Below are 23,573 nucleotides of genomic sequence, written 5' to 3'. Positions count from 1 at the left end.
CCTGTTCCCAAGGTCGTCCGCCCATGCGCTCATTCCTGTGCTCCACCCGCCTGTGTCGTCATACCGCCCTGCTGCTGTCCCTGTCCTACCTGGCGGGCTGTACCAGCACGGGATCTGCCACTCAACCCGACTGCGCGAAGGTCGACTATCCGATCTATGACCCCGCCGAGCCGGTCAACCGTGGCGTATTCGCCTTCAACAAGGCCGTTGACGACTACGCACTGGCACCGGTCGCCCGCGGTTACCGCCACCTGCCGGACTTCATGCAACAGGGCGTGCATAACTTCGCGAGCAACTTCGGCGAACCCAAGGTTTTCATCAACGACCTGTTGCAAGGCAACCCGCAACGCTCGGTCAACAGCCTGGGGCGCTTTGCGGTCAACACCACGGTTGGCGTACTCGGCCTATTCAACGTCTCGGACCCGCTCGGCATCCCGCGCCACACCGCCGACTTCGGCCAGACCTTCGGTGTGTGGGGCATCGGCAACGGCCCCATCGTCGAACTGCCGCTGCTGGGCACCGACAACAGCCGCGACTCGGTGGGCAAGATCCTCAACTTCGTGGTCTCCCCCTTCGGCGACAACAGCGACACCGTGCAGACCCTGGGCACCGTCGCCATGGTCGGTGGCGTAGTGGACGGCCGCGCCGCCCTGCTGCCGCTGACCGACAGCCTGAAAACCATGCCCGACTACTACAGCGCCCTGCGCGACGTGAACGCCGAACACCGCGCCGCCTTCGTACAGGAAGGCAAGCAAGGCGCTACCAGCCCCACGAAAAACCGTTGTGAAGGAGCGACCCATGATGACTTCTGAAACCGACGCCCTGGTCCTGCTGCAACGCGTGGCCAAACACGGCGACGCCTCCCTGCAATGCCGCGAAGTCAGCCTGCGCCTCTCGGCCGACCAGCAACACCTGACCCTCAGCCGCTACAGCGAACACTACAGCCCCGAGGGACTGGAATGGGTCGAGCGCCAGCACCGCATCAGCGTGAGCGAGTTGATACGGTGGGTGATCAAGCAGGGGGAACCGCAGGTGTTGGTGCGAGGGGTGGACAGTGGTCTTGCGTCGTGATGCCAGCCAAGGGGTAAGGCGTTTCAGGATCGCCTGATTCAGCCGCCTGATAGGCATTGTTACGTTCGAGGCCCATTCCTCAAAGAGAACGTAGCCCATGGCCTTTGTCATCAGGGAAGGCGACCCCACTACAACCGGCGGCAAAGTCATTGCCGGATCAGCCACCACCTTTGTTGTGGATCAACGGGTCGCCCGCATTGCCGACCCGGTCTGGTGCCCGGTGTGCCAGACGGTGGGTTTTATCGCCGAAGGCCATCACACCTGGGCGGATAACCACCAAGCCACGGCGGTGGAGGGTGGCCTTGTGCAGTGTGGCTGCCCGACCGGAGCCAACCGCCTGATCGCTACTCAGTGGACGGTCTGCTCCGGGAATCAACCGACTATCCCGCTCGGCAGCGATTACGTCGGGCCCGCGGTGATCAATACCCAGCGCTGGGCCGATGCTATTCATAAGGGCTATCCGCAGAATGAGTTTGCCGATGCGGTGCCGCGGGATCGGGTACGCGGCCTGACCGTTGCTCACGGCGATATTGTTTCCCCGCCGCTGTCCGTGCAGGACACGCAACACCTCGTAGAACCGGGTTTTCATATTGTGCAAACTCCCATGAGCCGGGCTGCGCTGGAGACGGTGCTGTTCGGCCAGGCCGATGAGGCTGTGCTGGAGAAGTTCCGCCGGCTCAATCCTCAACTGTCGAGTCCTGCCAAGCCTGGGCAACTTGTTGTGCTCAGTCATCCCGACAACTATCAATGCACCCGTGAAGAAGCCTTGCTGATGGAAACGGCGGAAAAGGTCAGTGCTGCCTTGGCGTCCATGAGCGATGAGGAAGCGGCCTTTATGCTCAAGTACCGGGCGCAGGTTGAATCGATACTGTCCTACGGTTCGACGGCTTTAGGTGTCAGCACGGCGGCCGTGGGTAATCATATGGATGGCCTGAAAAGAACGTTGCTGGATATCGAAGAACTCCATCAGAAGTTCTTTCTGCGGGATGGGCATCTGCGTAGTGTCGAGTTCTTCAGTGAAAGGAGAAAGCTGTTTGCACAACTGGATAGCAACCTGACCTCTATCACGAAAATGAGCATTGCCTTCCCCGATCACCCCAGCCTTAAGAGCGCCTTGGGGATTTCCAGTCGGAGTCTGGTGCATCGCTGGACCCAGGCGGGCGCGGTAGGTCAGATTCCAGGGTACGCCACGCATATTGAGGGTGTTTCCCGAGCCTCCAAGGTACTTAAGTTGGGTGGTTGGCTTGGGACAGCATTGGGCGGTGGAGCGTCTTATGTGAAGGTTCAGGACGTGTGTTCGGCAGGGAACAAGGAGGCTTGTGAGAAAGTACGGTTCACCGAAGCTGGAAGCTTTACGGGCGGGATAGCAGGTGGAATGTTTGCGGGAATGGCATTAGGTACCGCCGCGACCGGAACTGTTTGTGTGGCCATCGGAGTCCCTACAGGTGGCATCGGTAGCGTGGTGTGCGGCCTGATAGTCATCGGAGGGGGCTCTTATGCAGCAGGGAAACTAGGTGAAGCCGGGGGCGAGAGCATTGGAGAGTTTATATATGAGAAAGGAAAATGAACCTGATTAGTTCCCCACATGATTTTTTTGTTGTTTTATGCGCCCTGATTTTTCTTGGAATATTCAGCATGGGTGGCATCTATCTCTATTGGGGGTACACCCGCATGGAGGAAATACTTGGCCACGTTAAAAACTGCAAGGCGATTACCGGGAGTAGGTTCTATCTTCACATGGGCCCTTGGGGAAGGCTTGTAATGGTCGGCATGGTGGCAGGATTTTTAGCCCGCCCGACTTCCTACATTAAAAAAGGCATATTGGACGCCAACGAAATAGATACTTTCCCACAGCCACTTAAAAGAAGGCTCATCATTTCGCACTATATTGTATGGGGGCTTGGGGGAAGCATGCTGTTGTCGGTTAGTGCAATGAAAGTGATTGAGTGCTTTACCTGAATACAAAAAAGCCTTTTAAGGGCCTTTTTTCTTCCTGCCCTCTCCTCATGTAGCAGCTAACACTTTCTTTCCGTACTCCCATGACATGGTTGTGCCCCTCATGGGGTTCCCATCTGTACTTGAAGGAAGTCAGCGAGCGCGGTTGGCATTACGCGTTTGCTTTGGCATGAAGGCCCAGCAGTGAGGCCTTCATTCAGGGCTTACATCCGGGCGACGATGATCACATCAGGGCCGGCGACCGCCCGCTACCGGCCACTCACCAAGGCACAGATCATCCACAATCGCCTTGCCCATCTCGCTGAAGTAATGGGACGCCCAGGCATAACGATCGTCCCGCTCCATCGCCGCATCCAGGGCCAGCATCTTGGCGTGGAACAGCAACTGAGACACATGCTCCAATGCCTCACGCAGCGGCACATCGGGGTTGACGCGAAACAGTGGATGCTGGAATTCGCCGGTAGGGGCGAAGGTGACGGTACCGAGAGTTTTGATTGAAGCGCTCATTGTGCACCTCCAGTGATTACTGGAAGGCTGGAGATTGCGAGGTAAAGATACTGAGTCAAAACTTCCATGCGACTAGCTCCTATGTAGATAGAGCTACCACGTTCGTTACCAAGCGAATGGGTGGCAGCTGTACGCAGGTTGGTAAACCGGGACAATAGGAACCCGGCAGGCCCGAAGACCTCCCGCGCACAGCCGCCATAGCACGAAATGCAGACACAAAAAAGCGCCAGCAACGTGATGGAGGCGCCTATGCGCCTATTGTTTCAGCGGGTTACCAAGCCCGACCACTGTTGTTTTCAGCAGCCGGTGAAGACTAGCGTCACAAAAGAATATACGCAAGAAGCAAGCGTAAAAAAACATTACCCCCTAAAACAAAAAACTTAGGAAGTTTTAAAAAAAACCACAATCTCCTTAAACCTTATTCTGGCCAAGTAAACACTAAGAGACAAACACAATTGACCAGCCATAGCTACCAAGAACAACAAAAAAGCCTCTGCCGACTCACTTCTGGTCTTAAGGAGCCAAGGTATAATGGAAAAAACAGAAAAAACAATAGCATAAAACAAGCTCACCCAAGCGTGGCATTTAAATCGCCAGTAATCAGGCCATTCAACAATCAAACGAGCGACTTCTTTATCCTCCTGCAACAAAAGTTTAATCTCATTAAAAACCCAGACTGCTAAACCTGCTGGAATAAGCATCAGATATTTAAAGGCCTCTCCATCTAGAGACATCAAATCAAAAACAGCCTTAAACTCAAGAAACCAAAACTTCCAGACAACCATCCCCAACAGAAGAACCAAAGCTTCAAACCCAACAACAGCCACACGAAAATAATAGAAAACGCGCATAGATCAATGCCTCATATCTCGCTCACTGCTAACACGTTCAAAGTATCCACGCACGATATTAGCTAACAACTCAGGATCCGGATCCTTATCAAATAAAAAACTCTTCTGAGACTCTGAGGTTCTTATTACAACTTCAACCCCTTCCTCAGTACCAACCGCCTTTCCCGAGCCATAACCATCTGCCGCCATCAGGACAGCCGCATCAGTAATGTCAGGCTCAAACGCAGGCTGGTAATTTGGATCCAGAAGGATATTCTCTATAAGCTCAAGTAAATTAGTCGACAACCCTTGGGATTTACTTGTACTTTCCCTAACAGAAACCTCATCAGCTTGACGCTTTCTAACATACTCATCCAAACCACCCCAAAGTCTTCCAAACAGAGGATTAGGCGGACTGACTTTAGCTGACAACTCTTTGATACTATCAAGAGTTTTAAGCCTTTCTAAAAAAGCTCGATAATCGGTGACTGGCTCTACAGTGCAGCCTACAAAAAAATTATCATATGCAGCTTCAACAATAGCTTTAAACCTCCGAGGAAATACATTTTCTTGAATGCCATTCCACACATGCAAAAAAGCTAAACCCGAGAAATCCGGGAGATAAATAAAAGGGGCGCTAGCTTCCAACAAATATGGCGCCCTAGCTGTAAGCTGCTGTTTAGCGGGCTCATCCACAACAGTTACGTGCCCTTCCCTAGAGTACTTAGCCAAATTACCGAACATGAAAGGCTCTGACGCGCCCCTCATATCAACAACATCAGTAATAGTCCACTCAAACTGCCCAATAGCAACTACTGGCGCCTCAGAAATAGCATCCATCAGTTTCTGCTGGTTCAGCTGACCAAACTTTATAACCCTAGCCATATAGTAATTACCGCGCCGCCGCATAACGCCCCCTCCAGACATAGATATCAAAATATAAAAACCACCAACACCACCCTGTCAAACCTTATTAAATAGCCTCTTAATATTGACACTAAAACCAAACATACCAGGCTTTAGTTCTAGCGCCGACCATATTCGCCCTCCAAAACCTTCTCCTTTATCCTCAAATCGCTGTAAAAAGCTCACATCTTTATCTTGCGAATACAAACATAGTGCTTCAAAAAAAGCTGTAACGCTTCCAAATCTCTTCTCAGCATCTTGCAAGGGCACCAACAAACGAAGGCTATCTTTATCTAGCTGATCTGGGTGTGAGTCCGTAATAAGCAACGCAGGAAGCCCATCAGCACTTATCACAGCTCCTCCAAGATATACCTTACATACCTGTCTACTCCACTCAACTGGATTAAAACCTTTAGCGACAATTGCAGAAGGCCCAATACGCCTAGCAAGCTCTAAAAAATTCGACTCAAGCTCATCATAAGTTCCACTTCTCCATCCACCCCCAACAACAAAAACATAGAGCCTAACTTCAGCCTGAAAAGGCAAACTCCCCAGTGAACTTAGCACATACCCCATACCACCCCCTCATTTTTCTAGAATTATAAAAACCAAAAAAACAAACGACTACTACTCAGCACCCCACAAGCATAAAAGCCACCAACACCCTCATTACCACCAAATTCAAACCAACTAAACTAAGCTCTTTCGGTTACTACCCCCGAATCAAAACTTGTTCTTAACGAGGAATAACAATCGGAATCACCACCGGCGTAGGCCCCACCGGCGGCATCATCATTCCTTCGCTCTTCACCACAGTCACTCCGCGCTTCTTGATGGTCTCGTACACGCGCTCCGTCGCCGCCGTGTCGTGATAGCCACCATCATCGATCATCACACTCAGTGCGCTCTGACGGCGTTGTTCGATCAGTTGCACCTGGTTGGTCCGGAAATACGAATCCAAAGCGACCTTGCTCAGGGTCGACAGGTCGACCCGCAGGATTTCTTTGTACTTCAGCGCCGTGGCATCCCAGCCCTGGACGTAGAGCTCGTCCTGGGTCAGGGCGAAGGTGCAGAAGTGGTAGGTGCCGGTGGTAGAGCCCGGAGTGGAGATCAGCAGCGAGCAGCGGCCGTGTTGCAGGATCGGTCCCTTAATGTCCGGGAAGTCTTTGCTGACTTGAGTGGTGAACTGCGCGCGATCGTAATAGATGGTGGCCCTGTCATAGGGTGTGGTGTTGCAGCCTGACAACAGAACGGTCGCGCCGATCAACAGGCTGGCACAAAGGTTACGCATGGATCACTCCTGGGAAGGTCAATCGAATCGGTTATGGCCGGCCAACTCAGCGAGCCTGCTGGTCAGGGGTTCTATTTTTGTTGCGCACGTACAACACCACCCCACCGGTGGGCGAGCCGCCGCGGGTGTCCAGGTCGAACCATTTGCTCTGGCTACGGATCAGGCCACTGAGTTTGGTGTGGCCGTACAGCCGGGAGTCGAATGCGGGACGCACCTTGCTGATGGTGGTGCCCAGCATGGCCAAGGGCACCCAGCCGTCCTCTTCGGCGATGTCATCAAGAATCTTGGCGATGAACCCCACCGGCACTTCTACCGGACTACTGGCAGGTGAAACGGCTGGTTGTTTGCTCGCCTCCTCGATGAGGCCGGGGACGACCTGGGCCTTGTCGCCCAGGGCGGCGGATTCAGTAACGTCCTGAGCCCGGAGAATTTCGGTGTAGATAAACTTGTCGCAGGCCTTAACGAAGGGCCCTGGCGTTTTCGCTTCGCCGAAGCCGTATACCGTCATGCCTTCCTCGCGCAAACGACTGGCCAGGCGGGTGAAGTCACTGTCGCTGGACACCAGGCAGAAGCCGTCGAAACGCCGGGTATAGAGCAAGTCCATGGCATCGATGATCAACGAACTGTCAGTGGAGTTCTTGCCCTTGGTGTAGGCGAACTGCTGGATGGGCTGGATTGAATGCTCCAGCATCAGCTGCTTCCAGCCGCCCAACTGCGGTCCGGTCCAGTTGCCGTACATACGCTTCACACTGGCGATGCCGTACTTGGCGATTTCCTCGAACAGCGCCTCGACAATCGACGCCTGGGCGTTGTCGGCATCGATAAGCACGGCAAGGTGTTTTTGCTGGTTGGAATGCGTGGACTTGATGGCCATGGTTCATCCTTGAAAGGTGGCAACTAGGGTAGAACGTCTTCCTTAACGAGCATGAAGGGCCGGGCCACGGCGTTTGGAGGGGGCCGTAAGCAGAGCGCTGGGGATCGAAGCTACTATTTTGCCATCGCGCCGTCCACCACCGACTACCGGAAGACGTTCAAGGACATTTGATATGTTCACGCAGCCGATTGCGGGCCCAATCCGCCTGCGATATCACTTTTGAATCCATTACCAACAAGCTGACAAAAAATGAAAAGACTATGGCTGCTTCTGCTGGCTATCGCCTGTTCCTCCTGCGCAAAAGATCATGAGAAACCGTCAGCAGACTTGAATTTCATTTCTGTCGAACGCAAAGCGGATCTTTCGCTGTATATCATCCGCTACAAATCGAACATCAACCTTCTGGATCTCTACGGAAGAGGCATGGGAGAAGGTATTGCCTCAGCTCAGTTTATTTGTGCGTTAGACGGTGACCATGACTTTTCCGTTGAGCATGAAATTGCGCGTTCCGCCTATGGCAGGATTCAGGCTGATGCGGCTAAAACGAATCAACCAGCCTCAATCTTTTTCACTGAAGCTTTTTTGAGTGAAACCCTCGACAAAGGACAATCCCGTCGTGACCTCTCTGTCGAAGAATTGAACACCTTGTTAGCCAACAAAAAGACGATTCCGTGCAAAGCACTTATCACCGCCTATGGCTACAAGGCCTACTACTCCAACAGCATGCAATTGCCAGTTGCCGACCTGCTGCGGGAAATCAATAAACCCACGGCGCCATAGCACCTGCGGACAACGCGCAGTTTTCAGCCCAGGCTGCGCGATACCGCTCCCAAACACCCCCGAGCACTCGCTGACAATTCTTCGACATCCGCTGCGCTACTATCCCGGCCTCCGTTTGCCGCAAGAGCCTCGAACCTGCATGTTTCAACCGTCGCCATCGACCGCATCCAGCATCCCCTTGCCCCACGTCCTCGCCGGCCCCCTGCTGCGCCGCCTGGAACCCACGCGGCTGGTACTGTGGCTGGTGGGTTCCCGTGCGCTGGAGCTGACGTTGCGTTTGCAGGCCGGCGGCGACGCGGAAAGCCGCGATTACCCGCTTACCGCCGAGCAGTGCCAGGTGATCCCGGTAGGGCAGCATGCCTTTATCCACCTGATCGACTTGCCGCTGGACAGCGCCCTGCCTTGCGATGTGCGTATCGACTACGACGTGCTGATCACCCAGGCCGATGGCTCAAATTCCGGTATCGCCGAGTGGGCGCCGCATCTGCTCTATGGGCAAAAGCAGCAGCCGGATTTCGTCCTGCATAGCCGTATCCATCAATTGGTCCACGGCTCCTGCCGCAAGCCCCATCATTCGGCGGACGAGGGTTTGCTCTGCGTCGATCGCCTGCTGGCGGAAACGCCAGAGCCGCAGCAACGCCCTGCCCTGCTGCTGATGACCGGCGATCAGGTGTATGCCGACGATGTGGCCGGGCCGATGTTGCGGGCGATTCATGCGCTGATCGAGCGCCTGGGTCTGTTCGGCGAGCATCTGGAAGGCGCGGTGGTCAGCGACAGTGCCGCGCTCTATCGGCACCGCGCCAGCTATTACCAACGCGCCGAATTGCTGCCGGCGCTGAAAAGCAACGAGACCCTGCGCGAGCGTTTCTTCGGCGGGGTGAAAAAGCCGATCTTCACCAGCAGCAGCGCCGACAACCATTTGGTGACCTTCGCCGAGGTCATGGCCATGTACCTGCTGGTCTGGTCGCCGGTGCCCTGGAGCCTGATCGATCCACGCCCGCCGCAGCTCGCAGCCAAGGAGCAACAGCGCTACCAGCGCGAGCAGCTGCGGATCGAGGCGTTCGCCAAGGGCCTGGGTGGTGTGGCGCGGGTGTTCGCCCACCTGCCAAGCCTGATGATCTTCGACGACCACGACATCACCGACGACTGGAACCTCAGCGCCCAGTGGGAAGAAACCGCCTACGGCCACCCGTTTTCCAAACGCATCATCGGCAACGCGCTGATCGCCTACATGCTGTGCCAGGGCTGGGGCAACAACCCGGATGCCTTCGCCACGCCGCTGCAACACACCCGCGCCCTGAGCGCCGAGGCCCAGGGCGATGCGCTCTACCTCGACAGCGCCATCCAGGACACCCTGATCGACGAACTGCTGCGCTTCCAGCAATGGCAATACACGCTGCCCACCACCCCGGCGCTGGTGGTGCTGGACACCCGCACCCGGCGCTGGCGCAGCGAGTTCAACCTGGCGCAGCCCTCGGGCCTGCTCGACTGGGAAGCCCTGAGCGAGCTGCAACATGAACTGCTGGATCACCCATCGGCGATCATCGTTTCCCCGGCGCCGGTGTTCGGCGTCAAGCTGATCGAGACGGTGCAGAAGGTCTTCAGCTGGTGCGGTCACCCACTGCTGGTGGACGCGGAAAACTGGATGGCCCACCGCGGCGCGGCCCAGGTGATCCTGAATATCTTCCGCCACTCGCGTACCCCGGGTAACTACGTGATCCTCTCCGGCGACGTGCATTATTCCTTTGTCTACGAAGTGCTGATCCGCCACCGCAAGGGCGGCCCGAAGATCTGGCAGATCACCAGCAGCGGCATCAAGAACGAGTTCCCGCCGACCCTGCTGGAATGGTTCGACCGCCTCAATCGCTGGCTGTATTCGCCGCGCTCACCCTTGAACTGGTTCACCCGCCGCCGGCTGATGCGCGTGGTGCCCTACAGCCCCGAACATCGCGAAGCCGGCGAACGGCTGTGGAACTCGGCGGGCATTGGCCAGGTGTTCTTCAACGACCACGGCCAGCCCCGGGAGATCTACCAGCACAACGCCAATGGCGCGCCGAAAACCCAGATGCTGGCGCCGGATGAGGACTGAACCCCACCGAGCGATTCGTGACAACGGATTCGCTCGGACGCGCTATGGTTCAGCAGGTTGATCGCACCACCCAATCAGCTCTTCAAAGGCCCCTTCATCCCCATGTTCGAACACCTCGACCTGCACGCCCTGCTTACGACCTATGGCTACTGGGTGATTGTCCTTGGCTGTCTGCTGGAAGGCGAAACCGTGCTGATCCTGGGTGGCATGGCGGCGCATCAGCAGGTGCTGGACCTGTGGGCGGTGATTGCCGTGGCGACGGTCAGCGGGATGTTCGGCGACCAGTTGCTGTTCTGGAGCGGGCGGCATTTTGGCGGGCGTTTGTTGCCACGCCTGAAGGGCCAGCAGGCGGCCATCGAGCGGGTGACCGGGTTGATCCGGCGTTATCCCTCGACCTCGGTGCTGGCGGTGCGTTTCATGTATGGCATGCGCTGGGTCGGCCCGGTGGTGATCGGCGCCAGCGGCCTGTCGCCGCTGCGCTTCACCTTGCTGAACATGCTCGGCGCGCTGCTCTGGGCCACGCTGTTCGTCTGCGGCGGCTACTGGGCCGGCGATGCGCTGGAACATCTGTTCGGCGACTTGAAGCCTTATCGCCTGCCGATTGTCCTCGGTGTCGTGGTGCTGGTGGTGGCGGTCGCACTGTTTCGCCAACGCCGGGCCAGAACCAGAAACGTCGCGCCACTGAACGACTGATCCAGCCTCCACCCCAACATCCAGAATTTTCATACTGACCCCCGCACTTTATTTCGTTTGCGACACGGCCTCGCTCTTGGCTTAGATAGCCGCCATGTTCCAGGTAGCCAGAGCCCTTAGCCCATGAGCAGCGAAAGCATCAGCCAGTCGATTTCCATCGTTCACCCCATCCGCCTGAGCCACGGCAAGAATGCCGAGGTGTGGGACGAGAACGGCAAACGCTACATCGATTTCGTCGGCGGGATCGGCGTGCTCAACCTGGGGCATTGCCATCCGCGGGTGGTGGCGGCGATTCAGCAGCAGGCCACTCGGCTGACCCACTACGCGTTCAACGCGGCGCCCCACGGCCCCTATGTCGAGTTCATCGAGCGGCTGGCGCGTTTCATGCCCTTGAGTTACCCGGTCAGCGGCATGCTCACCAACAGCGGCGCGGAAGCGGCGGAGAACGCCTTGAAGATCGTCCGTGGCGCCACCGGGCGCACCGCGGTGATCGCCTTCGACGGCGGCTTCCATGGCCGCACCCTGGCCACCCTCAACCTCAATGGCAAGGTCGCGCCCTACAAGCAGAAGATCGGCGTGCTGCCCGGCCCGGTGTATCACCTGCCCTACCCGAGCGCGGACAACGGCGTGACCTGCGAGGAGGCGCTGAAGGCCATGGACCGGCTGTTCAGCGTGGAGATCGACGTTGCCGAAGTGGCCTGTTTCATCGTCGAACCGGTGCAGGGCGAGGCTGGTTTCCTGGCCCTGGACGTCGAGTTCGCCCGCGCCCTGCGGCGCTTCTGCGATGAACGAGGCATCCTGCTGATCGCCGATGAAATCCAGTCCGGCTTCGGTCGCACCGGCCAGCGCTTCGCCTTCACCCGGCTGGGGATCGAGCCGGACCTGGTGCTGCTGGGCAAAAGCATTGGCGGCGGTGTGCCCCTGGGCGCGGTGGTCGGGCGCAAAGCGCTGCTGGACAACCTGCCCAAGGGCGGCCTGGGCGGCACCTATTCCGGCAACCCCATCGCCTGCGCGGCGGCCCTGGCGACCCTGGACGAGATGAGCGATCACAACCTGCAAACCTGGGGCGAGTGCCAGGAGCAAGCCATCGTCAGCCGCTACCAGCGCTGGCAGGCCGAGCACCTGACGCCTTATCTCGGGCGCCTGACCGGGGTCGGCGCCATGCGTGGCATCGAACTGGTCAAGGCCGACGGCTCGCCGGCCCCGGAGCAACTGAGCGCACTGCTCAGCGCCGCGCGGGACGCCGGCCTGCTGTTGATGCCCAGCGGCAAATCGCGGCACATCGTCCGCCTGCTGGCGCCGCTGACCATTGAACTCGAGGTGCTGGAAGAAGGGCTGGATATTCTGGAGGACTGCCTGGCGCGGTTGGCATAACACCAGATATTTGCGCAAAAGCCGCTCGCCATGGACACTGGCGCGCCTCATGCCATCGACAAGGAAGCGCGACATGCAGTGTCCCAGCAACAGAAAACGGCTCATGGCCGGCAATACAGTGAGCTTCAGCCGCAGCGAGCAAGACTCATGAAGCAGAACCTCCCCTATGTGCTGGTATGCCTGCTGCTGATGCCGCTGTACTACTGGATGAAGCCTTACCCGCTGAGGAAGTGGACAGGCCTGGCCCTGAGCCTGGCCGGGCTGCTATGGATACTGTTCTTGCCGTCGATGCTGGGCGACCTCGATGCCGGGCTGATTGCCGTGGCACTGGTGGCCATGGGCAGCTCGCTGTTTTTCAGCCGGCGCCGCTACCAGGACCACAGCTGAGGCGCAGCACTACAAGCCGAATACCCGCCGCGCATTGCCGTGCAGGAACTTGTCCCGTACCGGCTCCGGCAGCTCCAGGGCCTGGACCTGCTGCATGCATTTATCGAACGGCAACTGCGGGAAGTTGCTGCCGAACAGCACTTTGTCCTGCCCGTAGGTGCGCATGAAATGCAGCAACTGCGGCGGGTAATAAGCTGGCAGGTAGGCCGAGGTGTCGATGTAGATATTGTCGTGCTTCCAGGCCAGGCCGATCATCTCGTCAGTCCAGGGGTGGCCGATGTGCCCGGCGACAATTCGCAGTTCCGGGAAGTCCAGCGCCACCTCATCCAGATAAGGCACCGGCCGCCCGGTTTCCGAAGGCATCAGCGGGCCGGTGTGGCCGACCTGGGTGCAGAAGGGAATGCCCAGCTCCACGCACTTGGCGTACAGCGGGTAGTACAGGCGGTGGTTGGGCGGCAGTTTCCACAGCCAGGGCACAATGCGCAGGGCCTTGCAGCCCAGCTCGCCCACCGCCCGCTGCAGCTCGGCCAGCGCCGCCATCGGCCGGCTCAGGTCCACCGTGGCCACGCTGACAAAACGCTCGGGATAAGCCCGGGTGTAGGCGGCGATTTCATCGTTGCTGAACACCCAGCGCTCCGGCCGGCACCAGGCCGCCAGCATCAGTTTCTCCACCCCGGCCTGGTCCATCAGCTCGACGGTCTGCTCGATGCTCAGCGGCTGGTCCAGCAAATGCGCGGAACCTGACTTCTCGAACAGCCGCGCCACCTCCGGCAGCAACTGCCGTGCCCGGCCATTGGCCGGTTGTGCCCATGCGTCGATTGCACCCTTCATGAGAGCGATCCCCCTCTGCTGACCGTGATTCAGGCGACGAGGGCCCAGGCTACGTCCGCGCCATGACAGCGACAATGTTCGCAGCGCTCGGCGGCGTTGACCGATCCGCCCAGGTTCGGCGCCCGTCCTTCACCTGGTTCTGCCTCCCTCCTTTCCCCCTCCCTGCCCCTCGGACCGACCAACGGTTCCAAGCGCGCATTTTGCTGGCATCGTCGCTGATCAGGCCGAAAAACAAACTTATGGAAACATAACTAGCTGAAACGTATCAGCTCCAGCAAAAACGGCAATTATGCATAAATGCAAATTTATCCTTGACCCGAAAAATCGCCTCGCTTAAGGTGAAATTACTGTATGCACATACAGTATTTTTGATAAGCGAATCCATTCACGGACGAGGTATTACCTATGAAAAGCAACACTGAAAAATTCGGCAAGGCACCCCATCAACCCAGCCTCTGGACTCGGGCCGATGCGCTGAAAGTCCATGCGGACGATCCCACCACGACCCAACCATTGGTCAGTGCGGATTTCCCGGTATTGAGCAACGAGGTGTTCATCTGGGACACCATGCCGCTGCGCGACCTGGACGGAAACATAACCTCCGTCGATGGCTGGTCGGTGATCTTCACCCTGACTGCGGATCGTCATCCGAACGACCCGGAGTACATCGACGAAAACGGCAACTACGACATCACCCGCGACTGGAACGACCGCCACGGCCGGGCAAAGATGTACTACTGGTTTTCCCGCACCGGCAAGGACTGGAAGCTGGGTGGCCGGGTAATGGCCGAAGGGGTTTCGCCGACCGCTCGCGAATGGGCCGGCACGCCGATCCTGTTGAACGAACAGGGTGATGTGGACCTGTATTACACCGCTGTCACTCCGGGCGCGACCATCGTCAAGGTGCGTGGCCGGGTGGTGACGACCGAGCATGGCGTCAGCATGGTTGGCTTCGAGAAGGTCAAGCCGCTGTTCGAGGCCGACGGCAAGATGTACCAGACCGAAGCGCAGAACCCCTTCTGGGGCTTCCGCGATCCATGGCCGTTCCGCGACCCCAACGACGGCAAGCTGTACATGCTGTTCGAAGGCAACGTGGCCGGTGAACGCGGCTCGCACAAGGTCGGGAAAGCGGAAATCGGCGACGTACCGCCAGGTTATGAAGACGTCGGCAACTCGCGCTTCCAGACTGCCTGTGTCGGTATCGCCGTGGCCCGCGACGAAGACGGCGACGACTGGGAAATGCTGCCGCCGCTGCTGACCGCGGTCGGCGTCAACGACCAGACCGAACGCCCGCACTTCGTGTTCCAGGACGGCAAGTACTACCTGTTCACCATCAGCCACACCTTCACCTATGCCGACGGTGTGACCGGGCCGGACGGGGTGTACGGTTTTGTTGCCGATTCGCTGTTCGGCCCCTACGTGCCGTTGAACGGTTCCGGCCTGGTGCTGGGCAACCCGTCTTCCCAGCCGTTCCAGACCTACTCGCACTGTGTGATGCCCAACGGCCTGGTGACCTCCTTCATCGACAGCGTACCGACCGACGAAAGCGGCACGCAGATTCGTATCGGCGGTACCGAAGCGCCTACGGTGGAGATCAAGATCAAAGGGCAGCAGACGTTCGTGGTGGCCGAGTACGACTACGGTTACATCCCGCCGATGCTTGATGTAACGCTCAAGTAATAGCGACACAGGGCGCTCAGGCAGCGGGCTCGAGTTCGATGAAGAACCCGTTGTGGATATGATCGAGATATCCCGCCTGGCTCACTGCGACTTTGCTCAGGAGCTTCATTGAACAATGCGTAGTACCAACCCTTCGCAACTGGCTACACGGATGTAGCCAGTTCTGCTCCTGCTTGCGGAAATCGCAGCAGCCCCCTCCTCTCTCCGGCCAGCAGTGGCCCTCCCAGGATCAGCTCCCGGTCTTGACCTTGCTCCACACCCGGGTACGCACCCGTTCCATTTTCAGCGGCAGCGGCTCCAGCGGGAACAGCGTGGCCATCACTTCTGCAGACGGATAGACCCCAGGATTGTCGCGGATCTTCTGGGCCACCAGCGCCGTGGCATCGCGGTTGGCGTTGGGGTAGCCCAGGTAGTCGGAAGACTGGGCAATCACTTGCGGGCGCAGCAGGTAATCGATGAACTTCAGGCCGTCCTGGGGATGCGGCGCATCCTTGAGCAGCACCAGGTTTTCCACCCAGACCGGCCCGCCTTCGCGGGGAATGCTGTAGACCAGACGGCGGCCGTTGTTGGCCTTCTGCGAGGCGACCTGGGCATCGAACACTCCGCCGCTCCAGCCCAGCACCACACAGATGTTGCCGTTGGCCAGGTCAGTGATGAATTTCGACGAATCAAAGTAGCGGATATGCGGCCGGACCTTGAGCAGCAAGGCCTCGGCCTTCTTGTAGTCCTCGGGGTTCTGGCTGTTGTAGGGCAGGCCCAGGTAATGCAGGGCGATGGGGATGATTTCACTCGGAGCATCGAGCATGGCGACACCACACTGGCTGAGCTTGGCCAGGTTCTCTTCCTTGAAGATCAGGTCCAAGGAATCCACCGGTGCCTGGTCGCCGAGCAGCGCCTTGACCTTGTCGGCGTCGTAGCCGATGCCCGTGGTGCCCCACAGGTAGGGCGCGGCGAAGCGGTTGCCGGGGTCGTTGCTCTGTACCTTGGCCAGCATCTCGGGGTCCAGGTGCGACCAGTTGCCGAGCTGGTTGCGGTCCAGTTCCTGGAGTACCCCGGCCTTGATCAGGTTCGGCAGCAGGTCGCTGCTGGCCACCACCACGTCATAGCCGCTGCGCCCGGCCATCAGCTTGCTTTGCATCACGTCGCTGTTGTCGAAAGTGTCCTGCAGCACGCTGATGCCGGTTTCCTTGTGGAACTGCCCGGGCGTGTCCGGGGCGATGTAATCGTACCAGTTGTAGAAATGCACGCTCGGTTCGGCGGCCTGGGCCGTAGCGAAACCGAACAGTGCGGCCAGGGCCAGGGGCAAACAGCGGATAGCTTTCATCTGAGGACTCCGAGCGTTGGCACCCGTCCAAGGGACGTGCGCCTCGCCTGCTGATTATGGGTTGTTATGGCAGGGCCGAAAGCGGCGGAAAAACAGCGATGAGGTTTAAGGAATCAACAGTTCGCGACGGCCATCGGCGTGCTCGACGTATTCGCCGGACAGTTGCAGGCGCCGGTCATGCAGGTAGTCGTAATCGCGGCGGGCGGCCTTGAGTTGCCCGAGGTCGAGCTCCACCACCTGCCGGCACTCGTCGCGGCCGGCCTCGAACAGCAGCCGGCCGAAGGGATCGACCAGCGCACTACCGCCGGCGAACACCAGGCCGTTGGTGCCGTCGCCGACCCGGTTCACCATCACCGCGAAGGCCTGGTTCTCCTGGGCACGGGCCATGATCGCGGTGCGATGCACCGGGCCGTAGGGGTCCATGTTGCCGTTGCTCACCAGGATCAGCTCGGCGCCCAGTTGGCCGAGGGCGCGGGCGCTTTCCGGCAGTTCGATGTCGTAGCAGATCAGCAGGCCGACCCGCACGCCCCGCCAGAGCACGGTGCTGTAGCGGTCGCCGGGCTGGAACAGGCCGCGCTCGTCGGGCCACAGATGGGTCTTGCGGTAAGTCGTCGCCACCCCTTCGGGGGTCACCAGCAGCGAGGTGTTGTAGTAGTGGCCGGCGGCTTTTTCGGCAATGCCGACCACCACCGCGACCCCCTTGGCGCGCACCGCCCGCAACACGGCCTGGATACTCGGCCCGTCCAATGGCTCGGCGACCTCGGCCAGTTGCTGCGGGTTGGCAAAACCGCTGATCTGGGTTTCCGGGAACACCAGCAGGTCGATGTCGTCGTCACAGTCGGCAATGCCCCGCAGAACCCGATCGAGGTTGTAGGCCGTGTCGCCGTCACGGCCGGCCAGTTGCATCAGTTCAATCTTCATCGCGGATCCTTTGAAGTGTCGGCAGGCCTCCGAACGCCGCATGAGCGGCACCCGCCAGGGCTGGTGGCGAGTATGGAGGGCGCGCAGCCTCGTGGTAATCACTTCAATGGAGTACCCCGCCAGGGTTAGTTGGCGGGTCGAGTCAGCACCAGACTGAAGGGCTCAGGCATGACCCAATGGCTGGCGTGAAGCCGTCGGGGCTTTCAATGCGCGCCAGGTCCACAGCGCGCTGCACAGGTCCGGCAAGGCCAGCAGCAACAGCACCGGCGATATCAGCCCGGCGGCGGCGAAGGCGGCAAAAAACACCGGCACCGACAGGCGGATCGCCACGGTCAGGGCCATGAATTCGCGCCGCTCGGTGTAGCCGGCCCAGACGTAATAGACCCCCAGGTACAGCGCCAGCTGGCCCATCACCCGGATCCACACCTCGTCGGTCAAGGCGAAACCGAACAATGGCAGCAGCAGGTTGGGCGCCAGCACCAGCGCGGCGCCCAGCAACAACATGTACAGGCCGAACAGAAACACGCTCTTGCCCGGATGGCTCATGGTTTTACTCCTTGGGGGTGCGATGTGAGGCGATAGGCCTCGGCATCGAAATAACGGGTCTGCCGGCGGAACTGCCAGCTGAACCCTGGCCACAGGGCGACGTTGCGCCCGCTGTGAGGGTCGACGTACCAGCTCTGGCAACTGCCGACGCTCCACACCGCACCGCGCAGCCTGTGGCGCAGGCCCTGGTTGAAGCGCGCCTGGGCCTGCGGATCGACATCGACACTGGCCACGCCCAGGCGTTGCAGGGTGTCCAGGGCGCCGAGGATGTAGGCGATCTGCGACTCGATCATGTAGACGATGGAGTTGTGCCCCAGGCCGGTGTTGGGCCCCATCAGCAGAAACAGATTGGGAAAGCCGCTGACCGTGGTGCCCTTGTAGGCTTCGCTGCCCTGCCGCCAGGTATCGACGATGTCCACCCCGCCGCGCCCGAGGATCATCCCCGCCGGGAACGGTGTACGCGCCTTGAAGCCGGTGCCGAAGATCAGCGCATCCAGGGCATGACGCTGGCCGTCGACGGTGATCAGCGCGTCCTCGGTGACTTCACGGATACCGCTGGTGACCAACCGGGTGTTGGCCTGGGCCAGGGCCGGGAAGTAGTCGTTGGAGAGCAGGATGCGCTTGCAGCCGATGGCGTAGTCCGGGGTCAGGCGCCGGCGCAGTTCCGGGTCCTTGACCTGGCGCCGCAGCAGGTTGAGCGCCAGCCATTGGTGCAAGGCCATCAGCCGCGGGTTGAACACGAAGCCGAACACCCGGGTTTCATGGGCGGTGTAGATCAGCCCGCGCAACAGCCGCTGCATAGCGGGAAAACGCCGCAGCAGGCGCTGGCCGCTAGTGGAAAAGGCCCGGTCCGGCTTGGGGATGATCCACGGCGGCGTGCGCTGGAACACCGCCAGGCTGGCCACTTGCGGCTGGATCTGCGGCACGAACTGGATCGCCGACGCGCCGGTGCCGATCACCCCGACCCGCTTGCCGGCCAGGACGTACTCATGGTCCCACTGCTGGGAATGAAAGACCCGGCCCTTGAAGCGCTCCAGCCCCGGCAGCTGGGGATAATCCGGGGTCGACAAGGCCCCGGTGCCAGCCACCACCACCTGGGCAAAACGCACGCCGCCACGGGCATCGGTCACCTGCCACAGCGCGCGCTCTTCCAGCCAGCGCAGGCCGCTGACCGCGGTGTTGAAGCAGCAGTGTTGCAGCACCTGATACTTGTCGGCGCAGTGCCTGAGGTAATCGCGGATCTCCGGCTGCGGCGAAAAGCGCCGCGACCAGTCGGGGTTGGGCTCGAAGGAAAACGAATAGAGATGGGAAGGAATGTCGCAGGCACAGCCGGGGTACTGGTTGACCCACCAGGTGCCGCCGACGCCGGCTTCCTGTTCAAGGATCAGGAAGTCCTGCTCGCCGCGCTGGCGCAGGTTGATCGCCATGCCGATGCCGGAGAAGCCGGCGCCGATGATCAACACCCGATAGACCCGCGCCGGATCGGCCTGCTCCTGAAGTAGCGCACTCATGTTCCTGACTCCTGGCGGCACAAACGCCGGGCGTGACCGTCCGCAGCGCATGCACTGTTTATTTTAAACCTCTGTGGATCGAGGGCCGGCCGCCCGCCGGCCCGGGTGGCTAAATCGACTCGGCGTGCAGCCGGCTGGTCCGGTGCGCCAGGTTCTCCAGCGCCTGCGGGTCGAGCTCGGCGGCGATCACCAGGGCCTGGCGGCGCAGGGTTTGCAGCGGCGTGCGGCGGCCGAACACACCGGTGAAGTGCATGAACATGCGCATCCCGAAACCCAGCCCATCGCCCCTTTGCCGCGGCACCAGATGCAGGTGGGCATGGGGGATGTGCTGGTTGGTGGCCTTGCCGTCGTTGACGATCAGGTGCGTGCCTTCCACCCCGAAGCCGGCGCGACGCTGGGCGGCCAGCAAGGTATCGAACACCTGGTACAGGTGCTGGCGGATGACCGTGGGCAGTTGCTCGAGTTTTTCCACATGGGCCAGCGGGATCAGCAGCACGTGGCCCTGCCCCAGCGGGTGTACGTCCATGAAGGCCATGCAGTGGGTATCGCGATAGACCAGGGCGCTGGGCAATTCGCCGGCTGCGATCTGGCAGAAAATACAGGTCATCCGTGAATCCTCGGTGGGTGGCGCTCCTTCGGGCGCTGTAAATGTAGCTCACGCCGCTCGCCGAGGTTCGGCGGAAGTTGTTACCGGACGTCGCGCGAACATCCGCGCCAGCAGCCAGCGGTCGCGCAGGTAGGGCTTGTTGTCCAGCAGCGCCGCCAGCCGTGGCAGGTTGACGAAGGGCACACCGGGGTAGATGTGATGCTCGACGTGGTAGTTGATGTTGGCCCACAGCAGGCCGATCAGCCGGTCGCTGACGGTCACGGTGTTTTTCGCCAGGTCCAGGCGCTGCGGGTCGCCGACCTCCAGGGTGGCCATGGGGAAATGCTCGTAGCCCCGGGAAATCGGGTTGATCACCAGCGCCAGCAATAGCAGCGGCACGATGAAGATCAGCACGAACTGCAGCATCAGCCCCTGGCTGTAGCACCAGGCGCCGATCGCCGCCATCGACAGCAGATTGAACGCCAGCTCGCGCAGCACCCGGTTGCGCACTGCCTTGCCGTAGCGCACCAGGGAAAAGTAGATGAAGCGCGGCACGAACATGGCGATGCGCAGGAACATCCACTTCACCCCGCCGGTGTAGTTCCAGTCGTCGGGGTCCTTGTGCGGATCGCCCAGGTAGCGGTGATGGTACTTGTGGCATTCGGTGAAGGAGGAAAACGGAAACACGATGAACCAGGCCATGAAGCGCCCGACCCACAGGTTCAGCGCCGCCGAACGAAAGCCGCTGGCATGCCCGCAATCGTGTTGCAGCACGGTAAAGGCATGCAGCTGGTTGCCCAGCACCAGCACCGCCAGCACCAGCCCCCAGGGGTTGTCGCCGAGCAGGATGTACAGCGCCGCCGCGCACCAGACCAGCAGGTGCAACAACGACCAGAGCGTGAACTTCAGCGGTTGCGGCTGCATCAGTGCCTGCAACTGGGCCTGGCGCTCGCGGTCGACCCGCAGCTCGGCGCGCTTGGCCAACCGCAACTGGTCTTCGGCGGCATGGTGGGTTGAATGACTCATGAATTGACCTTCCTCTGTCTGTATCGCTAATCGACTTGCAGGCGCACGTCGTCCGTCAATGGATAGCCCACGCACAACAGTGCCTGGCCTCGGTTCAGTTCGTCCGCCGACAGCCCGTGGTCTTCGCGCATGCGCACTTGCCCCGTCAGCCGGGTGCAGACGCAGGCGGTGCAGAAACCGCTGCGGCAGGAAAACGGTGGCTGCACGCCGCTGGCCAGGGCCGCGTCGAGCAGGGTCTGGCCTGGGGCAACGGTGAAGTTGAACGTCTGGCCCTGCATCAGCAGCTCCACGCGTTTTTCCGTGTCGCCGCTGGCCACTGGCGCCTTGGCCGGGGTGAAACGCTCCTGGTGCACACGTTCCGGGGCAATGCCCAGGGCCTCCAGGGCGGCGGTCACCTCATCCATCATGCCGCTGGGGCCACAGCTGTAGTATTCGCGGGCCTGCGGGCCGGGCAGCGCGCCGAGAATGTCCATCACCCGCTCGCGGGTCAGGCGCCCTTCGTGGGCCCCCGGGGTGTCTGGCCGCGACAGCACATGCACCAGCTGCAAACGCTCGCCGAAGGTCTGCCGCAACTGGTCGAGCTTGTCGCGGAAGATCACCGACTCCCGATTGCGGTTGCCGTAGATCAGCGACACCTGCGAGTCCGGCTCGAAGTGCAGCGCCGACTTGAGGATCGAGAAGATCGGCGTGATCCCGCTGCCCGCCGCCAGCAGCACCAGGTGCCGCCCCCTGCCCGGCTGCGGAGCGAAGGTGAAGCGGCCGTGGGTGCCGAGGGTCTGCACCGCGTCGCCGGCGCTCAGCTCCTGCACCAGGCGGTTGGAGACCTTGCCGCCGGCCACCCGCTTGACGGTGATCGACAGGGTCTTGTCCAGCCCCGGCGTGCTGCTGATGGAATAGGCGCGGCAGCCCTTGGTCCCGTCGACGTCGACCTCCAGGGTCAGGTACTGCCCGGCGCTGTAGCGGACTTTGCGCAGCAGCGGCTGCTTGAGGTGAATGGTCACCGCGTCGTCGGTTTCCCGTTCGATGGCGGCGACTTTCAAGGTCAGGGGACGGTTCATGGCTGGCCCAGGGCGCTGTGCGCAGGTGTGGATTCGTGGGCGTCGTGCGCTGTGCCGAGGCGCCGTTGATGGGCGTGCTCATGGGCCGAGATGGGCGCCGGCAGCACCCGGTATTGCAGCAGGCGGACTTTCTCTGCGTGGTCCAGCGGCTGCCACCAGTCCAGCTTGTCCGCCAGCGCATCGAAGCGGCGCAGCATCAGCAGCACGAACAGGCCGAACACGCTGAGGTCGCGAAACACCATGGAGCCGGCGGCCGCCAGTTCCGGCTTGAGCCGCTCGAACAGCGCCGGGCTCTCCGACCAGTGGCCGACGGCCCAGTGATGGTGGCAGGCGTGGTAACCCTCGTTGAGGATATTCACCGGCGTTTCCAGCAGGGTCACGGTGTTGTACATCCAGTCCCTGGGGTCTTCCTGGCCGCCGTAGAAGGCGTGCTGGCTCCAGTGGATGACGCCCATCAGGAAGTTGCTCGCGCACCAGGGCACCAGCATGTAGAGCACGGCGATCGGCAGGCTGTAGAACGCCAGCGCGACGAACAGCCCGACATGCACCAGGTTGCCCATGACCATGGCCCGGGCCTGGCTGCGCTTGCGCTTGCTCTTGAAGTACAGCCAGGGCGAAACCATGAACTGCTGGTACATCACCTCGCGCACCATGTAGACGGCGAAATCCCAGGCGCTGGCATGGTCGTAGCGTGCGGTGGCGTAGACATCCAGCGGCCCGGCGTTCTCCCGGTGATGCTGTTGCAAATGCGCCGCCGCGTGGGGGATCAGGCCCATGGGAATGGCGAAGAACATGTACAGGAAGGAGTTGCCGACCCAGCGATCCAGCAGGCTCGAACGCTTGAAGATACCGCCGGGCACGTGGCCTTCCTGATGCATGGCGCTGAAGGAGCGGACGAAGCCGCGGATGTTCGGGCCGTAGACGAAGGCGTAGAACAGCAGCACCAGCAGCCAGGAGATTTCCTTGAGCCACAATTGGGCGATGAACACCGGCCCGGCGGTCAGGCCCAGGCTGATGGCGGCGGCGAGGATCGGCTCGTCCCGCGGGTCCTTGAGCAAGCGCTCGGCCAGCGGCTGCAACAAGCGGTGATAGCTCGTCACCAGCCAGCCGCCCAAGGCCTTCATTCCCGGCAACCACGACAACACCCGGCGCCCGGCCTGCAAGGTGCACGACAGGGCCAGAATCACGACGATGGCCGCGGTGTTGAACACCAGCAGCAGACTGAACAGCGGAACAGCCAGGCAGTGAAACCCGCGACCGACATTGGCCGGGCGCGGCGGATAGAGAAAATCGCTACTCATGCTTCTACTCCATTAGGCATGTTGCCGAGGC

General features: G+C 60.3%; 25 protein-coding genes. 10 read left to right on the top strand and 15 right to left on the bottom strand.

The window, feature by feature from the left end:
- Positions 1-23: 23 nt before the first annotated feature.
- From PVZ78_RS15060 to PVZ78_RS15045, 4 genes are all read left to right on the top strand, one after another.
- Complete coding sequence (locus PVZ78_RS15060) at positions 24-812, top strand: MlaA family lipoprotein (protein ID WP_273828893.1); 789 nt, start codon at positions 24-26, stop codon at positions 810-812.
- Positions 799-1,071 (top strand): hypothetical protein, encoded by a 273-nt coding sequence (locus PVZ78_RS15055; RefSeq protein WP_101283410.1) that lies wholly within the window; start codon positions 799-801, stop codon positions 1,069-1,071. Before PVZ78_RS15060 ends, PVZ78_RS15055 begins: the two co-directional genes overlap by 14 nt.
- A gap of 97 nt (positions 1,072-1,168) precedes the next feature.
- Positions 1,169-2,638 (top strand): PAAR domain-containing protein, encoded by a 1,470-nt coding sequence (locus tag PVZ78_RS15050; protein ID WP_273828892.1) that lies wholly within the window; start codon positions 1,169-1,171, stop codon positions 2,636-2,638.
- Positions 2,635-3,030, top strand: a complete 396-nt coding sequence (locus tag PVZ78_RS15045) for a hypothetical protein (RefSeq protein ID WP_106698526.1) — start codon at positions 2,635-2,637, stop codon at positions 3,028-3,030. Before PVZ78_RS15050 ends, PVZ78_RS15045 begins: the two co-directional genes overlap by 4 nt.
- Before the next feature lie 225 nt (positions 3,031-3,255).
- Here the strand turns inward: PVZ78_RS15045 and PVZ78_RS15040 are convergent, their stop codons facing one another.
- From PVZ78_RS15040 to PVZ78_RS15015, 6 genes are all read right to left on the bottom strand, one after another.
- Positions 3,256-3,534, bottom strand: a complete 279-nt coding sequence (locus PVZ78_RS15040) for a DUF3077 domain-containing protein (RefSeq protein ID WP_106698527.1) — start codon at positions 3,532-3,534, stop codon at positions 3,256-3,258.
- 380 nt (positions 3,535-3,914) lie between these two features.
- On the bottom strand, positions 3,915-4,385 hold the full coding sequence (locus PVZ78_RS15035) for a hypothetical protein (RefSeq protein ID WP_106698529.1): 471 nt from the start codon (positions 4,383-4,385) through the stop codon (positions 3,915-3,917).
- Positions 4,386-4,388: 3 nt separating this feature from the next.
- Positions 4,389-5,273: a hypothetical protein gene (locus tag PVZ78_RS15030; RefSeq protein ID WP_273828891.1), complete on the bottom strand. Its 885-nt coding sequence runs from the start codon at positions 5,271-5,273 to the stop codon at positions 4,389-4,391.
- Between the two features lie 54 nt (positions 5,274-5,327).
- The gene (locus PVZ78_RS15025) at positions 5,328-5,846 is read right to left on the bottom strand and encodes a hypothetical protein (protein ID WP_158703201.1); all 519 of its coding nucleotides are present in this window, start codon (positions 5,844-5,846) and stop codon (positions 5,328-5,330) included.
- A gap of 160 nt (positions 5,847-6,006) precedes the next feature.
- Positions 6,007-6,561, bottom strand: a complete 555-nt coding sequence (locus PVZ78_RS15020) for a hypothetical protein (RefSeq protein WP_106698530.1) — start codon at positions 6,559-6,561, stop codon at positions 6,007-6,009.
- A gap of 46 nt (positions 6,562-6,607) precedes the next feature.
- Positions 6,608-7,435, bottom strand: coding sequence for an NYN domain-containing protein (locus tag PVZ78_RS15015; protein ID WP_106698532.1), 828 nt, complete (start codon positions 7,433-7,435; stop codon positions 6,608-6,610).
- A gap of 249 nt (positions 7,436-7,684) precedes the next feature.
- On the opposite strand from PVZ78_RS15015, the gene PVZ78_RS15010 reads away from it, so the two are divergent.
- The 5 genes from PVZ78_RS15010 (at position 7,685) to PVZ78_RS14990 (ending at position 12,758) form a co-directional block, all read left to right on the top strand.
- Positions 7,685-8,215: a hypothetical protein gene (locus tag PVZ78_RS15010; RefSeq protein ID WP_234044281.1), complete on the top strand. Its 531-nt coding sequence runs from the start codon at positions 7,685-7,687 to the stop codon at positions 8,213-8,215.
- A gap of 139 nt (positions 8,216-8,354) precedes the next feature.
- Positions 8,355-10,304 (top strand): alkaline phosphatase D family protein, encoded by a 1,950-nt coding sequence (locus PVZ78_RS15005; protein WP_273828890.1) that lies wholly within the window; start codon positions 8,355-8,357, stop codon positions 10,302-10,304.
- Between the two features lie 102 nt (positions 10,305-10,406).
- Positions 10,407-10,997 (top strand): DedA family protein, encoded by a 591-nt coding sequence (locus PVZ78_RS15000; RefSeq protein WP_257372728.1) that lies wholly within the window; start codon positions 10,407-10,409, stop codon positions 10,995-10,997.
- Positions 10,998-11,120: 123 nt separating this feature from the next.
- A complete protein-coding gene (locus PVZ78_RS14995) occupies positions 11,121-12,371 on the top strand; it encodes a 2-aminoadipate transaminase (RefSeq protein WP_110176118.1) in 1,251 nt (416 codons plus the stop codon).
- A 147-nt stretch (positions 12,372-12,518) separates the two neighbouring features.
- Positions 12,519-12,758: a hypothetical protein gene (locus PVZ78_RS14990; RefSeq protein WP_009050677.1), complete on the top strand. Its 240-nt coding sequence runs from the start codon at positions 12,519-12,521 to the stop codon at positions 12,756-12,758.
- Between the two features lie 9 nt (positions 12,759-12,767).
- Here the strand turns inward: PVZ78_RS14990 and PVZ78_RS14985 are convergent, their stop codons facing one another.
- Positions 12,768-13,589 (bottom strand): amidohydrolase family protein, encoded by an 822-nt coding sequence (locus PVZ78_RS14985; RefSeq protein ID WP_273828889.1) that lies wholly within the window; start codon positions 13,587-13,589, stop codon positions 12,768-12,770.
- A gap of 405 nt (positions 13,590-13,994) precedes the next feature.
- Here PVZ78_RS14985 and PVZ78_RS14980 point away from each other — a divergent pair, with 405 nt between their 5' ends.
- Positions 13,995-15,269: a glycoside hydrolase family 68 protein gene (locus tag PVZ78_RS14980; RefSeq protein WP_016703507.1), complete on the top strand. Its 1,275-nt coding sequence runs from the start codon at positions 13,995-13,997 to the stop codon at positions 15,267-15,269.
- Positions 15,270-15,498: 229 nt separating this feature from the next.
- On the opposite strand, the gene PVZ78_RS14975 is transcribed toward PVZ78_RS14980, so the two are convergent.
- The 8 genes from PVZ78_RS14975 to PVZ78_RS14940 all read right to left on the bottom strand — a co-directional run bounded on the left by PVZ78_RS14975 (position 15,499) and on the right by PVZ78_RS14940 (position 23,542).
- A complete protein-coding gene (locus PVZ78_RS14975; protein WP_041984290.1) occupies positions 15,499-16,593 on the bottom strand; it encodes a polyamine ABC transporter substrate-binding protein in 1,095 nt (364 codons plus the stop codon).
- A gap of 105 nt (positions 16,594-16,698) precedes the next feature.
- The gene (locus PVZ78_RS14970; protein ID WP_198919328.1) at positions 16,699-17,514 is read right to left on the bottom strand and encodes a carbon-nitrogen hydrolase family protein; all 816 of its coding nucleotides are present in this window, start codon (positions 17,512-17,514) and stop codon (positions 16,699-16,701) included.
- A 162-nt stretch (positions 17,515-17,676) separates the two neighbouring features.
- Positions 17,677-18,060, bottom strand: coding sequence for a hypothetical protein (locus tag PVZ78_RS14965; protein WP_023967212.1), 384 nt, complete (start codon positions 18,058-18,060; stop codon positions 17,677-17,679).
- The gene (locus PVZ78_RS14960) at positions 18,057-19,571 is read right to left on the bottom strand and encodes a flavin-containing monooxygenase (protein ID WP_273828888.1); all 1,515 of its coding nucleotides are present in this window, start codon (positions 19,569-19,571) and stop codon (positions 18,057-18,059) included. The genes PVZ78_RS14965 and PVZ78_RS14960 overlap by 4 nt, the downstream gene beginning before the upstream one ends.
- 109 nt (positions 19,572-19,680) lie before the next feature.
- Positions 19,681-20,178: an HIT family protein gene (locus PVZ78_RS14955; protein ID WP_009050684.1), complete on the bottom strand. Its 498-nt coding sequence runs from the start codon at positions 20,176-20,178 to the stop codon at positions 19,681-19,683.
- A 48-nt stretch (positions 20,179-20,226) separates the two neighbouring features.
- Entirely contained in the window at positions 20,227-21,183 is a 957-nt protein-coding gene (locus PVZ78_RS14950; protein WP_273828887.1) for a fatty acid desaturase family protein, read from the bottom strand.
- A gap of 26 nt (positions 21,184-21,209) precedes the next feature.
- On the bottom strand, positions 21,210-22,241 hold the full coding sequence (locus tag PVZ78_RS14945; RefSeq protein WP_041984282.1) for a ferredoxin--NADP reductase: 1,032 nt from the start codon (positions 22,239-22,241) through the stop codon (positions 21,210-21,212).
- Positions 22,238-23,542 (bottom strand): fatty acid desaturase, encoded by a 1,305-nt coding sequence (locus PVZ78_RS14940; RefSeq protein ID WP_273828886.1) that lies wholly within the window; start codon positions 23,540-23,542, stop codon positions 22,238-22,240. The genes PVZ78_RS14945 and PVZ78_RS14940 overlap by 4 nt, the downstream gene beginning before the upstream one ends.
- Positions 23,543-23,573 lie beyond the last annotated feature (31 nt).

The organism is Pseudomonas sp. SBT1-2 (assembly GCF_028640875.1).
In the GTDB taxonomy this organism is placed as follows: Bacteria; Pseudomonadota; Gammaproteobacteria; order Pseudomonadales; family Pseudomonadaceae; genus Aquipseudomonas; species Aquipseudomonas chlororaphis_I.
The sequence above is the reverse complement of the archived record's forward strand: the minus strand, read 5'-3'. Positions and strand labels throughout refer to the sequence as shown.